The organism is Pseudomonas sp. HLG18 (genome assembly GCF_051903985.1).
GTDB lineage: Bacteria > Pseudomonadota > Gammaproteobacteria > Pseudomonadales > Pseudomonadaceae > Aquipseudomonas > Aquipseudomonas fluorescens_BT.
Genome location: NZ_CP195831.1, coordinates 2,487,074 through 2,500,758, shown reverse-complemented (window position 1 = coordinate 2,500,758; position 13,685 = coordinate 2,487,074). Strand labels below are relative to the sequence as shown.

The 13,685-nt window shown below is 61.4% G+C and carries 13 protein-coding genes; 4 read left to right on the top strand and 9 right to left on the bottom strand.

Translation table 11 applies throughout. From position 1 onward, the window contains the following. Positions 1 to 44: 44 nt before the first annotated feature. Positions 45 to 833 (bottom strand): AraC family transcriptional regulator, encoded by a 789-nt coding sequence (locus ACSPX5_RS11365; RefSeq protein WP_169430712.1) that lies wholly within the window; start codon positions 831 to 833, stop codon positions 45 to 47. A gap of 84 nt (positions 834 to 917) precedes the next feature. Here ACSPX5_RS11365 and ACSPX5_RS11360 point away from each other — a divergent pair, with 84 nt between their 5' ends. Then, positions 918 to 1,916 carry a bile acid:sodium symporter family protein gene (locus ACSPX5_RS11360; RefSeq protein ID WP_323160302.1) on the top strand — a complete coding sequence of 333 codons (999 nt, stop codon included), beginning with the start codon at positions 918 to 920 and terminating at the stop codon, positions 1,914 to 1,916. A 15-nt stretch (positions 1,917 to 1,931) separates the two neighbouring features. Here ACSPX5_RS11360 and ACSPX5_RS11355 read toward each other — a convergent pair whose 3' ends face one another. Then, a complete protein-coding gene (locus ACSPX5_RS11355; protein WP_439821722.1) occupies positions 1,932 to 2,537 on the bottom strand; it encodes a response regulator transcription factor in 606 nt (201 codons plus the stop codon). Between the two features lie 114 nt (positions 2,538 to 2,651). On the opposite strand from ACSPX5_RS11355, the gene ACSPX5_RS11350 reads away from it, so the two are divergent. Continuing rightward, the gene (locus tag ACSPX5_RS11350) at positions 2,652 to 4,289 is read left to right on the top strand and encodes an ATP-binding response regulator (RefSeq protein WP_207866570.1); all 1,638 of its coding nucleotides are present in this window, start codon (positions 2,652 to 2,654) and stop codon (positions 4,287 to 4,289) included. Here ACSPX5_RS11350 and yecR read toward each other — a convergent pair. From yecR to ACSPX5_RS11325, 5 genes are all read right to left on the bottom strand, one after another. Continuing rightward, on the bottom strand, positions 4,261 to 4,569 hold the full coding sequence (gene yecR, locus ACSPX5_RS11345; protein WP_007950440.1) for a YecR family lipoprotein: 309 nt from the start codon (positions 4,567 to 4,569) through the stop codon (positions 4,261 to 4,263). The two genes, ACSPX5_RS11350 and yecR, sit on opposite strands and share 29 nt — an antisense overlap. Positions 4,570 to 4,629: 60 nt before the next feature. Beyond that, positions 4,630 to 4,944 (bottom strand): hypothetical protein, encoded by a 315-nt coding sequence (locus ACSPX5_RS11340; protein WP_039766904.1) that lies wholly within the window; start codon positions 4,942 to 4,944, stop codon positions 4,630 to 4,632. Positions 4,945 to 6,401: 1,457 nt separating this feature from the next. Further along, a complete protein-coding gene (locus ACSPX5_RS11335) occupies positions 6,402 to 7,580 on the bottom strand; it encodes a cystathionine gamma-synthase (RefSeq protein WP_169430707.1) in 1,179 nt (392 codons plus the stop codon). Next, positions 7,577 to 8,953, bottom strand: a complete 1,377-nt coding sequence (locus ACSPX5_RS11330) for a pyridoxal-phosphate dependent enzyme (protein WP_169430706.1) — start codon at positions 8,951 to 8,953, stop codon at positions 7,577 to 7,579. The genes ACSPX5_RS11335 and ACSPX5_RS11330 overlap by 4 nt, the downstream gene beginning before the upstream one ends. Before the next feature lie 258 nt (positions 8,954 to 9,211). Continuing rightward, positions 9,212 to 10,147 (bottom strand): Ppx/GppA family phosphatase, encoded by a 936-nt coding sequence (locus ACSPX5_RS11325; RefSeq protein WP_207866571.1) that lies wholly within the window; start codon positions 10,145 to 10,147, stop codon positions 9,212 to 9,214. Positions 10,148 to 10,444: 297 nt separating this feature from the next. On the opposite strand from ACSPX5_RS11325, the gene ACSPX5_RS11320 reads away from it, so the two are divergent. Further along, on the top strand, positions 10,445 to 10,705 hold the full coding sequence (locus ACSPX5_RS11320; RefSeq protein WP_169430704.1) for a ParD-like family protein: 261 nt from the start codon (positions 10,445 to 10,447) through the stop codon (positions 10,703 to 10,705). After that, positions 10,702 to 11,493, top strand: coding sequence for a type I methionyl aminopeptidase (gene map, locus ACSPX5_RS11315; RefSeq protein ID WP_439821721.1), 792 nt, complete (start codon positions 10,702 to 10,704; stop codon positions 11,491 to 11,493). The genes ACSPX5_RS11320 and map overlap by 4 nt, the downstream gene beginning before the upstream one ends. A gap of 210 nt (positions 11,494 to 11,703) precedes the next feature. Here the strand turns inward: map and ACSPX5_RS11310 are convergent, their stop codons facing one another. Next, positions 11,704 to 12,858, bottom strand: a complete 1,155-nt coding sequence (locus ACSPX5_RS11310) for an ABC transporter ATP-binding protein (protein WP_439821720.1) — start codon at positions 12,856 to 12,858, stop codon at positions 11,704 to 11,706. Between the two features lie 17 nt (positions 12,859 to 12,875). Next, on the bottom strand, positions 12,876 to 13,685 hold the full coding sequence (locus ACSPX5_RS11305; RefSeq protein ID WP_169430701.1) for an ABC transporter permease: 810 nt from the start codon (positions 13,683 to 13,685) through the stop codon (positions 12,876 to 12,878).

The window sequence follows — 13,685 nt, the reverse complement described above, 5'->3', positions numbered from 1 at the left end:
GTTTGTCCAATGGCATGTCCTAATTCGATAAATATCGACAAAAATCAGCGAAAAAATTCTCCGGGCGTCTCTCCAAACTGCTGGCGAAAGGCTGCGATGAACGCCGATGTCGAATCATAACCGCAGGCCAGAGCCACTTCGGTGACGCGTTCACCACGCTCCAGCGGCGTCAGCGCACCCAGCAAACGCAAGCGCTGGCGCCAGGCGCGGAAGGTCAGGCCGGTATCGCGCAGGAACAGCCGGCTCAGGGTTTTCTCGGTCACACCGAACTTTTCGCTCCAGTGACTGAGTGTGGTCTGCTGTTCCGGATGCTGCTCCAGACTCTGATAAATCTGGCGCAAACGGATGTCCTGAGGCAGTGGCAGCATCAGGTCGATCTGCGGGGCTTCGGCCAATTGGTCGAGGATGACCTGCGCCAGCCGACCGTGAGGGCCGCGCTGGTCATACTCGACAGGAATCTGACTGAAGGCCCGGATCAACTCACGCAAAAGATCACTGACACCGAGCACATGACAGCGCTCCAGCGCCCAGCCCGCGACGCTGCAATCGATGTACAGGCTGCGCATTTCCGTGTGCGGCGAACTGAATACCCGATGGGGCACGCCCGCCGGAATCCATACGGCCCGCTCCGGCGGCGCAACGAAGCGGCCGGCGGCGGTCTGCACTTCGAGTACGCCCTGGATCGCGTAGGACAATTGCACCCACGGATGACTGTGGCGGCGGGTCAGGGCGCGATTGGGCAGCGATTCGGTGCGCCCGTACAACGGACGCGGCAGGCTCGGCAGCCCGGGAATGCTGCGTCTGACACTTTTGTCATGTCCTTTTGGCGGCATCTTGAGGCTCTTCGGCGTTAGTCGGTAATTTCCAGCCACGTTAGAGTCGCTTCCACGTACTGGCAACCCCCGGATGAGCAAACCATGACGCGCCCAAGATTCCTGCCCGACAACTTCACCCTGACCCTGATCGGCGTGGTGCTGCTGGCCAGCTTCCTGCCCGCCAGCGGCCAGGTCGCGGCCGGCTTCGGCTGGCTGACCAACATTGCGATTGCGCTGCTGTTTTTTCTGCACGGCGCCAAGCTGTCGCGCGAATCGATCATCGCCGGCGCCGGTCACTGGCGCCTGCATCTGCTGGTGTTCAGCCTGACCTTTGTCCTGTTCCCGTTATTGGGGCTGGCGCTCAAACCGCTGCTGTCGCCGATGATCGGTGACAACCTGTACATGGGCATGCTTTACCTTTGCGCGCTGCCGGCGACGGTGCAGTCGGCGATTGCCTTCACTTCGCTGGCCCGGGGCAACATTCCGGCGGCGATTTGCAGCGCGGCGGCGTCCAGCCTGTTTGGGATCTTTCTGACGCCATTGCTTGTGACGCTGTTGCTGAACGTGCACGGTGACGGCGGTTCGACCCTCGACGCGATCCTGAAGATCAGCGTGCAACTGCTGTTGCCGTTCATCGCCGGGCAGATCGCCCGCCGCTGGATCGGCGCCTGGGTCGGCCGTAACAAGAACTGGCTGAAATTCGTCGATCAGGGTTCGATTCTGCTGGTGGTCTACGGCGCGTTCAGTGAGGCCGTCAACGAAGGCATCTGGCATCAGATTCCGGTCATCGACCTGTTGGGGCTGGTGGTGGCCTGCTGCATCCTGCTGGCGCTGGTGCTGCTGGCGTCGACGCTGCTGGGCAAGGCGTTCGGTTTCAGTCAGGAAGACCGAATCACTATTTTGTTCTGCGGCTCGAAGAAAAGCCTGGCCACCGGTGTGCCGATGGCTCAGGTGTTGTTCGCCGGCAGCACCATCGGGGTGCTGATTCTGCCCCTGATGTTGTTTCACCAGATTCAGCTGATGGTCTGCGCGGTGCTGGCGCAGCGGTATGCGAAACGGCAGGAATCAGTGCCCGAATTGATGGCGCAGGTGGATCCTTGATCACGCCTTCCAACGCTAACCCGCACCGGAATACTTGACTGCCGCCGCAGCCCGCGACGGCACGTTGAGCGCCCGCAACAACGACGACACATGAATCCGCACCGTGAACGGCGAAATATCCAGTTCACGGGCGATTTCCTTGTTGGTCTTTCCCTTGGCGATCAGCCGCAAAACCTCTTGCTGACGCGGGGTGAGGGCGGTGCCTGTGTCCAACGGCAGCAGGCCGGACGGGACAAACTTCACCAGAACCTCACCTTCACGAATCGCCCGGATCGCCTGACCGATCTCATCGGGGGCGATGTTCTTGCCGATGAAACCATCGATGCCGGCCGCCATGACTTCACCAATCAACGCTTCGTCGTCGACCATCGACACCACGATCAGCGTGGTTCGCGGCAAGCGGCGGCGTAGTTCCGCGAGCTGGGTGACACAGGTCAGGCCGGGGAAGCGCAGGTCGAGGATCAAGGTGTCGGGCTCATCGCCGGCCGGCAGCAGGGCGAGCACGCTGTCGAGGTCGCCGGCTTCTTCGATCAGTGCTTGCGGCAACAGGCGCCGGACTGTGCGCATCATCGCTTCGCGAAACAGTGGATGATCGTCGGCTATGATGATTCGGCATGTCATTGCACAACCCTCCCTGGGTCAGCATTTCTCACGGCATGCACCTTAGCACCGGGCGAAGGCATTGCCTGTTGGTTCGTGTTGTTTATGACGACTGCCGCACAAGGACGTTCCTCCATGAAGTTCGAGAAAAACACCGAGCTTGATCAGGCCAATCTACGCATCATCATCGCCAGTATCGCGCTCATTTACATGGGCGTGCTCGGCTTCTTGCCAGGGCAGCGCTTCGAGACTTACCTGCCGGTGGTCACCTACATTGCCCTGTTTTTGCTGGCCTCCGTCGGGCTGCGCCAGGCCATCGTACGTTGGCCGGGGCATTATCCTGCGCGGCGGATATTCGGCATGATCCACGATTACACCGGCACCTGCTTCGGTCTGGTGGTCGGCGGTGAGGCGGCGTTGCCCATCTATGCGGTCATGGTCTGGGTCAACCTCGGTAACGGCATGCGATATGGCTCTCGCTATCTGGCGATTGCCACGGTACTGGCGTTGCTCGCGCTACTGGCGGTCTATCGGTTGACGCCGTACTGGCAGGCGCAACCGTTCATGGTGTTGATGCTGATGATCACCAGCACGGTCATTCCGGTGTATGCGCACCTGCTGCTGGAGCGTACGCGCAAGGCCTCCGAAGAGGCAGTCGCGGCCAATTTGGAGAAGTCGCGCTTCCTGGCCCAGGCCAGCCATGACCTGCGCCAGCCGATTCATTCCATTGGTCTGTTCACGGCGTGCCTGCGCGAATCCCGGTTGGGTGAAGACGAGCGGCAATTGGTGGACAGCATCGACCGTTCGCTGCTCAACGTGTCGCAGCTTTTCCGCTCGATCCTCGATCTGTACACCCTCGATAACGGCCGGGTTCAACCCCGGATGCAAACGCTGGAACTGGGGCAGTGGCTGACGGAGCTGATTCGCCAGAACGTCGAAGCGGCGCGTTGGGCGGGTGTGGAATTACGTCTGCACCGTTGCGAGCATTGGGTGTACACGGATCCGGCCCTGCTGGCGACCATGGTGCAGAACGTGCTGTCCAACTGCTTCAAATATGGCGCGCAGCGACCGGTGCTGGTGGGCGTGCGCAGAAAAGGGACGGGGTTGGCCATCGTGGTTTATGACCGTGGCACAGGCATCGCCGAGGAGCATCTGCCCAAGGTTTTCGAGGAGTTTTATCGGGTTCGTCAATTGCGCGACAAGGACGTTGAAGGCGTGGGGCTGGGCCTTTCGATCGTCAAGCGGCTGGGGCAGATGATCGGCGTCGATGTGCGGATTCGCTCTCGACTGGGGCACGGCACGGCCGTGACGCTGCAGGGGCTGTCACGGGTGGCACCGCAGCTGCCCGTCAATCGCGACGAGGTTCGTCAGGTTGGATTGCTGACGGGGTTGAAGGTGTGTCTGGTGGAAGATGATCGCAACGTCCTGCTGGCGACGTCGGCGTTACTGGAGCGCTGGGGCTGTGTCGTGCAGGCCGAGCTGACGGGGCAGGGGCTGGTCACCGACTGCGACATCATCGTTGCCGACTATGACCTCGGTACCCACAGTACCGGCATCGAGTGCATCGATGAGGTTCGCCGTCAGCGGGGGTATGCGGTGCCGGCCATGATCATCACCGGGCATGACATCGAAAAAATCCAGGCGGCCCTGCATGACCGCCAGATTGCCATTCTGTCCAAACCGGTGCGCCCGGCCGAGCTGCGCGCGACCTTGCGTGCGCTGCGCGACCGGCAGACCGAAGCGGTCAGCGCTTACACAGATAGTCCTGCGTGATGGTGGTTTGCAGGCAGTTGTACTGGCCCATGGTGCGACAGATGTTTTTCTCCGAACCCGACACCTCGGCGCTCTTGTAGCCCCAGACCTTGCAGCGACCTTCGGCCGTCGCCAACCCTTGGGCGGCGGAGGTCTGCCCGCTTTCGAACTGGCCAAGTTCGTAGGAGACCTGGACGACGCCGTCGGTCTTGCTGCCGCCGGTGGCTTCCCATTGTTTCGGTGTGGCGCAGCCGGTGAGCACGACGGCGGCGAGGCTGAGGGTGGCGATGAGTGTTTTCATGATTGAACGCAATCCTTTACCGGATGAGAAGAGGCGTTGGAACGGTTTTGCTGCGCCGGATTACTGGTACGGAATCGGCGACGCGCCTTTGGGCAGGCAGGACAGCGGCGGCGTCATGATGCCCATGCTGGCCACCGCGATGATCGCGCCGCTGGGTAATTCGCAGTTGTATTCGCCGGCGGCGGTGTAGGCGGTGTAGTAGGTCAGCGTGCTGTCGTTGCGGATGTTGCCGATCTTGGTGACCGGTTGGCCAATGACGGTCTGGGCACGTTCGCGCATGCTGTCTTCGGTGGGTTTGGCGGTCTGGCAACCGCTGGCGCCGAGGAGCAGGGCACCGAGAACCGTAATCTTGGCGAGGCTGAGCTGCAGTTTCATGGTGTTTCTTCCTTGGTGTTGTTGTTTTTCCAGGCGCAACGATCCCGCGCACTGCGCAGCGGCAATGTCAGGGAGCGTCGGGGGTTGCGAGGGAATATAACGCCAGGGAACGAGGTGGTCGATTAGCACAAATGTGCTAGAGCGGCGCAACCAGCGGCGGGCTGGTTGCGCCGATAGCGGTCATTGAGGGGTGTTGAACTGGTCTGAATAACTGCCGGTCATGAGAGCGGAAGCGACCTGGTCAGAGCCTACGCCAACGCGAGTGGACGCGAATCGACTGGCTCCCACTTTATCGCCGCCATCGGAGGCGAGGGCGCCCGCGCGGACGTGGTCGGAGCCGTCAGAAGCTACAGCGCCGGTACCGACGTGGTCGGAGCCATCAGAAGCCACCGCGCCGGCACCAACATGGTCCGAACCGTCAGAGGCCACAGCGCCGGCACCGACATGATCGGAACCGTCAGAAGCTACAGCGCCAGCGCCAACATGGTCGGAGCCGTCGGAGGCCACAGCCCCAGCGCCAACGTGATCCGAACCATCTGAAGCTACTGCACCCGCGCCCACATGATCCGAACCATCCGAAGCTACCGCACCAGCGCCAACATGGTCGGAGCCGTCAGACGCTACAGCACCGGCGCCAACGTGATCTGAACCATCAGAGGCGACTGCGCCAGCGCCCACATGATCAGAGCCGTCAGAAGCCACCGCGCCAGCGCCAACATGATCTGAACCATCCGAAGCTACTGCCCCTGCGCCGACATGATCCGAACCATCCGAAGCAACCGCCCCGGCTTTGACGTGATCCGCCCCGTCAGACGCCAGCGCCTGAGCCTGCGCAGCCCAGACACTGGGCATCACCACGACCGATGCAGCGACCGCCAGGACGACGCCTGACCAAAGCTTGTGTTTCATGATTTTCTCCACGACCCATCAGCCACAAAGTATCCGAGCATTGCCCGTCATTGGTTCATCGACGGAAGGCTCGTTGGCCTGGGGTTAACCAGATTGGCGATTGGCACGGGCGCACCTCAAGGCGCACGGGTGTCGACGGTTTACAGGAAATCTGAACAGCGAACTGAAAAGTATAGTTCGCCCTTGGCGGGTGGCAGTTGGAAGGGCCCTGAAGGTGATAGTCGGTTAGCTTCCTTGCAGGCGTGCGCTAGAAAACAATCAATCTAAAAACCGCGTAGCGCACCGCAGCGGGTTTGCTAGGCTCAAGGATGTAGGCGAAGACGCAGACTGATGCGCAAGCGGATAGCGAGGAAGCGTTGGGCGCGTTCCGAAGGGTACACGGTTAGAAAGAACCCCGCGCTGGGTTCCAGCCCTTATGCCGTGTGAAGCAGCAGAGCACATTGCCTGTACTGTGGGAGTCCTGAGAAACCTCGTAAGCCAGAGACCAGCACTGGCCGCCTACTCAAACACCAAAGCCCGCCTCGTGCGGGCTTTGACGTTTCCGGGCTTTAGATGCTGGCCAGCGCTTGCGCCAGATCCGCACGCAGGTCTTCGATGTCCTCGACGCCCACCGACAGACGCACCAGGCTGTCACCGATGCCGAGCCTGGCACGGGTTTCGGCCGGAATGGTCGCGTGAGTCATGATCGCCGGGTGCTCGATCAGGCTTTCCACACCGCCAAGGCTTTCGGCCAAAGCGAAGATCTGCACGTTCTCCAGGAAGCGCCGGGCGCCCGCCAGATCACTGTTCAGATCCAGGGAAATCATCCCGCCGAAACCACGCATCTGTCGTTTGGCCAGTTCATGCTGCGGGTGCGATTCCAGGCCTGGGTAGTAGACGCGTTTGACCTGCGGCTGTTGTTCCAGCCAGCGCGCCAATTCCAGTGCGTTGCTGCAATGACGCTCCATACGCAGCGCCAGGGTCTTCACGCCGCGCAGGGTGAGGAAGGCGTCGAACGGGCCGGAGATGGCGCCGACAGCGTTCTGCAGGAAGCCCAGGCGCTCGGCCAGCGCAGGATTGTCGCCGACTACCGCAATCCCGCCGATCACGTCGGAGTGACCGTTCAGGTATTTGGTGGTCGAGTGCAGCACGATGTCGAAACCCAGTTCCAGCGGACGCTGGATCCACGGGCTGGCGAAGGTGTTGTCGGCCACGCAGATGATCCCGCGCGCCTTGCAGATGCGCGCGATGGCGGCTAGGTCGGACAGGCTCAGCAGCGGGTTGGTCGGCGTTTCCACCATGACCATGCGCGTGTCGTCCTGCAACGATGCTTCAAACGCCGACAGGTCGGCCAGATCGACGTAGCTGAACCGATGCCCGGCACTGCGCTGGCGCACCTTGTCGAACAGGCGGAAAGTGCCGCCATAAAGGTCATTGCCGGAGACGATGTGTGACCCGGCGTCGATCAGTTCGAGCACGGTGGAAATGGTCGCCAGCCCGGACGCGAAGGCGAATGCCTGGGTGCCGCCCTCAAGGTCCGCCACGCAACGCTCCAGGGCAAAACGCGTCGGGTTGTGTGAGCGGCCGTAGTCGAAACCCTTGTGCACGCCAGGGCTGTCTTGCAGGTACGTGGAGTTGGCGTAGATCGGCGGCATCAGCGCGCCGGTGGTCGGGTCCGGCGTCTGCCCTGCGTGGATCACGCGGGTGGCGAAACCCTGCGGGCGGGCGTTCTTGTCGTGCTGACTCATGCAAGGGATCTCCGTAGTTGGTTGAGCATGTCGACGCGGGTGATCAGGCCGTGGAAGCCTGAAGCGTCGGCAATGATCGCCACCAGGCCGCTGCTCAGCACGGCTTCCAGTTCAGCCAGCGTGGCGCCGGGGGCGAGGGTTTGCAGCTTGTCGGTCATCGCGCTGGCGACGGGCTTGCTGAAGAGCGAGGCGTCTTCGTGTACGCGCACCAGAATGTCCGATTCGTCGATCACACCGACCAGTTGTTTGCCATCCACCAGCACCGGCAACTGCGAGACATCGGCCAGGCGCATGCGCTGGAACGCGGTCATCAGCGTATCGTCGGGGCCTACACTGACGACTTTGCCGTCTTCGAAGCGGCGGGCAATCAAGTCGCGCAGGTCGCCGTAGCGTTTGCGCTGCAACAGGCCCTGATCGGTCATCCATTGGTCGTTGTAGACCTTCGACAGGTAACGGGTGCCGGTGTCGCAGACGAAGCTGACCACCCGCTTCGGCACGGTCTGCTCACGGCAGTAACGCAGCGCGGCGGCGAGCAGGGTGCCGGTGGACGAGCCACCGAGAATGCCCTCGGCTTTCAGCAGCTGACGGGCGTGATCGAAGCTTTCTTCGTCGCTGATCGAGTAGGCGCTGCGCACGCTCGACAGATCGGTAATCGACGGAATGAAGTCTTCGCCGATGCCTTCCACCGCCCACGATCCGGCGGTGCCCAAGTGCTTGCTGCGGCTGTATTCAGCCATCACCGAACCGACCGGGTCAGCCAGGACCATTTCAAGATCCGGCTGCACGCGCTTGAAGAAGCGCGTCAGGCCGGTCAGCGTGCCGGCCGAGCCGACGCCGACCACGATGGCGTCCAGGTCATGCTCGGTCTGCGCCCAGATTTCCGGCGCGGTGCTGCATTCGTGGGCCAGGGGGTTGGCAGGGTTGTTGAACTGGTCGGCGAAGAACGCGCCGGGAATGTCTTTCGCCAGACGGGCGGCGACATCCTGGTAATACTCGGGATGACCCTTGCCGACATCCGAGCGAGTGATGTGCACTTCGGCGCCCATGGCCTTGAGGTGCAGGACTTTTTCGGTGGACATCTTGTCCGGCACCACCAGCACCACCCGGTAGCCCTTGGCGCGTCCGACCAGCGCCAGGCCCAGGCCGGTGTTGCCAGCGGTGGCCTCAACGATCGTGCCGCCGGGTTGCAGGCGACCGTCGCGTTCGGCGGCATCGATCATCGCCAGGCCGATGCGGTCCTTGATCGAGCCGCCGGGGTTCTGTGATTCGAGTTTGAGAAACAGGGTGCAGGGACCGGTATCGAAGCGGGTGACTTGTACCAGCGGCGTATTGCCGATCAGCCCAAGTACGGCAGGGCGTGAATCCTTTGACATTTCTTCACCTCTTTGTGGTGTTGATCGCGTTCCATTCGCGGGGAAAAGCTCGCGTGCAACATAGGCGCAGACATCAACTGTCGCAACCATTAGTCAGCGTGCAATTCAGCCATTTCGATCTAACCATAGAACGAAATCAGAGAGAGGAAGGGAGCGATTTACCGAGGTTTACACAGAGGCGTCATCGAGTATTCAAAGGGCGTCTTCAGCGTCATCAACGGCTTGATCTGACGATGAATATCCGGCAGCGAAAACCGATCAGTGGTTGCTCATCAGGCCGTGCAGAACACCCAGTCTCAAACCGGGTTCCGATGGTTCCATTTGCGCGATACCGAATACCTTGAAGGCTGCGAGCATGACGACCAGCCCACCGGGCAGAATGCTCTGGCGGTGGGACTGCAGGCCGGCGAGTTTCAGTTGCCGCACGTTGCCGACCTCCAGCAGACGAAGCGACAGCCGCAGCAAGCCGCCGTAGGTAATGCCGCCCTGACCGTAGTCGTTCAGGTGATTGGCCTTGAGCACCTTGGCGAGCATCCGTGCAGTGCCTGAGGAACCGATGGTCTGCTGCCAGCCCTGGGCGCGATAGCGGCGGGCGACCTTTTCGAATTGCAGGATCGCCGCCCGTTCGGCCTCTTGCAGGGCGCCGGGGGAAATCTCGCCGTTGCGAAAGTAGCGCGTGCTCAAGGTGCCACTGCCGATGGCGATGCTTTCGGTCAGCAACGGTTGCGAACCCTGACCGAGGATCAGTTCGGTGGAGCCGCCGCCAATGTCGACCACCAGACGCATGTCATCGGCGACCGGCAGGGTGTGGGCCACACCAGCGTAGACCAGACGCGCTTCTTCGTGACCGGAAATCACATCGATGCGAAACCCCAGATGCCGCTCCGCGCTCGCCAGAAACAACTGCGCATTGTCCGCCTCGCGCACCGCGCTGGTGGCCACCGCACGCACGCGACCGGGCTCGAAACCGCGCAGCTTCTTGCCGAACCGCGCCAGGGCCTGCCAGCCGCGATCCAGCGCCATTTCATCCAGTGCCCGGCCATCGAAGCCTTCGGCCAGACGCACCGGCTCACGCAAGGTTTTGACTTCCTGAATCATGAAGCCCTTTCTGCTGCGCACCGATTGACCGATCATCATGCGAAACGCATTCGAGCCCAGGTCGATGGCAGCAAACAGCGAGGTGTCTTCTTTCATGGGAATCCTTGCAGATCTTCCGTCGGGAGGCTCGGGACGGTTTGCGAGGACTCTGCCGTGGGTTCGATGACAACCTGATGACGCGGGGAGGGCGGTTCAATGAGTTTGTCGCTGTCATGACACTGTCATTATCAGGCACCTATTCTTGGCCCCAATACATCGCGTGCTTTTCATGATTTTGGCTGCCAACTTTGGCAGCTTTTTTTTGCCTGCGATTTGACTTCTCAGCGAAATTTGCAATTCGGGGAGATGCCCGATTAATATACGATCCATATATATTTCATATCGGATTTTGCCATGGGCATCGTAAAGATTTCAGAGGATATGCACGAGAATCTGCGCATTTCCAGCAACGCACTGAGCCGCTCGATCAACGCGCAGGCCGAGCACTGGATGCGCATCGGCATGCTCGCCGAGCTGTATCCCGACCTTGATCACCATGCCATTTGCCGGTTGCTGATTCGTGCCGAACAGGCCGGTGGCCTGGATCTGCAGCAAGTCTGCGCACTGGCGGACGCCGCGCAGAACGCCTCGGTCAAAGAGGCGGCCAAGGCATGAGAAATCCAATCAAGATCAACTCCCGGGCCGAAATTGCCCAATCCCGCGTGGCCGGCCAACTGGCTGCCGAGGTACTGGCGATGCTGGTGACGCACGTCAAGGCTGGCGTGACGACCGATCAACTTGATCGCCTGTGCAACGACTACATCGTCAATGTGCAGAAGGCGATCCCGGCGAACGTCGGTTATCACGGCTTCCCGAAAACCGTCTGTGCTTCGGTCAACGACGCGGTTTGCCACGGCATTCCATCCGGTACGCCGTTGAAGGATGGCGACATCCTCAACCTCGACATCGCGGTGATCAAGGACGGTTGGTTCGGCGACACCAGTCGCATGTACGTGGTCGGCCAGGCTTCACCCGAAGCGCAACATCTGATCAAGACCACCTACGAAGCGATGTGCGCCGGCATCCGTGTCGTGCGCCCGGGTGCTACGTTGGGCGACATCGGCCATGCAATTCAAAGCCTGGCGGAGAAGGAAGGTTTCAGCGTGGTGCGCGAGTACTGCGGGCACGGGATCGGCAAGGTCTACCACGACGAACCGCAGGTGCTGCACTACGGTTATCCGAATCAGGGCATGAAGCTGAAGGCGGGGATGATTTTCACCATCGAACCGATGCTCAACGCCGGCAAGCGCCATGTGAAGAACATGCCGGATGGCTGGACCGTGCTGACCAAGGATGGCTCGCTGTCGGCGCAGTGGGAGCACATGATTGCGGTGACTGAGGACGGGTTTGAGGTGTTGACGGCCTGGCCTGACGAAATTGAGGGTTTTGCGGCTATCAAGTGAGACCGCGTCTTCTGCTGGCCCTCACCCTAGCCCTCTCCCGGAGGGAGAGGGGACTGATTGGGGGATATTGAAGAAATAAACCGACTTGAGTGAACTGCGTTGAATCCATAACCGACTCGGTTTTTCAGGTCGATGTACAGCGCAAGACAACTCGGTCGGCTCCCTCCCTCCGGGAGAGGGCTGGGGTGAGGGCGGGCAGGCGACTCGGTGTTAATGAGCCCCCGCCGCTTTGTTCAAATCACTCTCAGCCCACTCGGTATAGACGCAAGCATCCGCCGTCGCCCAACGCACTTGCACGGGATCCCCGGCCTTCAACGGCATCCCCGCCGCCGACAACGCCTTCACCGTCATCGAAGTCCCGCCTGACGTCACCACACTGCACGTCTGACTCTCCCCCAGAAACAGCACCTCGACCACCTTCGCCGAAACCTCGTTCCAGCCCGCTGCCAACGGCTCGTCATTCGCCTGCTGCACACTCAACGCCAACGCCTTTTCCGGGCGTACCATCAGCAGCACGTCCTGACCGGTCTGCAATCCTGCCGTCAGGCGGATCGACAATGACTGCCCCTCAAAACTCGCCGCCGCGTTGCCCTGTGCCTTGAGCTTGAGGAAGTTCGAGTTGCCGAGGAACGACGCCACAAACGCATTCGGCGGATTCTGGTACAGGTCATAACCGCTGCCGAGCCCGACAATCTTGCCGTGGCTGAAAATCGCGATGCGCTGGGACAGGCGCATGGCTTCTTCCTGATCGTGGGTCACGTAGACGATGGTGATGCCGAGGCGACGGTGCAGCTGGCGCAATTCATCCTGCAAGTCTTCACGCAGTTTCTTGTCCAGTGCGCCGAGCGGTTCGTCCATCAGCAGAATGCGTGGCTCGTAAACCAGAGCGCGAGCGATGGCGACCCGTTGTTGCTGGCCGCCGGACAATTGCGAAGGACGGCGATGGGCGAATTGCTCCAGTTGCACCAGTTTCAGCATCGCATCGACGCGCTTGTCACGTTCGGCGGCCGCGAGTTTGCGAATCGCCAGCGGGAAGGCGATGTTGTCGCGCACCGACAGATGCGGGAACAGCGAGTAACGCTGGAACACCATGCCGATGTCGCGCTTGTGCGGCGGTACGTTGACCAGCGACTGGCCGTTGACCAGGATCTCGCCACTGCTCGGGGTTTCGAACCCGGCGAGCATCGACAGCGTGGTGCTTTTGCCCGAGCCGCTGGAGCCGAGGAAGGTCAGGAATTCACCGTCCTTGATGTCCAGCGAGATGTTGTCCACGGCCGCGAAGTCGCCGTATTGCTTGTTCAGGTTGCGCAGGCTGACCAGGGGTTTGTCGTTCTGCTGGGATGCGTCTTTGATCACGGCACTCATGTCGTACTCCTGGGCGCTCAGGCGCTGATTTCGTTGCGCCGGCGCAGGGCGGCGGCGATCACCATGACCAATACCGACAGGCCGATCAGCAGCGTCGAGGCGACGGCGATCACGGGCGTCAGGTCCTGGCGCAGGGTGGTCCACATTTTCACGGGAAGGGTTTGCAGGGTCGGGCTCGCCATCATCACGCTGAGCACCACTTCGTCCCATGAAACCAGGAAGGCGAAGAGGGCGCCGGCCACCATGCCCGGACGGATCGCCGGGAAGGTCACCTTGAACACCGCTTGCAGGCGTGACGCACCGCAGATCACCGCCGCGTCTTCAATCGACTGATCGAACAGCTTCAGTGAGTTGATGATCGAGATGATGGTGAACGGCAGCGCGACGATCACATGGCTGACGACGAAGGCGAACATCGTCCCGGTGTAGCCGAGCTTGAGGAACAGCGCGTACACCGCCACCGCGATGATCACCAGCGGCACGATCATCGGCAGGGTGAACAGGCCGTAGAGCATTTCCCGGCCGGGGAAGCGTCCGCGCACCAGCGCAAAGGCAGTCGGCAAACCGAGGGCCACGGCGCAGATCGTGGTCAGCACCGCGACCTTGAGGCTGGCCGCCGCTGCGTTCATCCAGTCGGCGTTGGAGAAAAACTGGCCGTACCATTTCAGCGTCCAGCCCGGCGGCGGGAATACCAGCCACTGGGACGAACCGAACGACAGCAGCACGATGAACACGATCGGCAACAGCAGGAACAGGCCGATCAGCCCGGTGGTGAAATACAGGCCGAAGCGCATCCGGCGGCTCATGGCATTGGGCGTCAGGAGCAT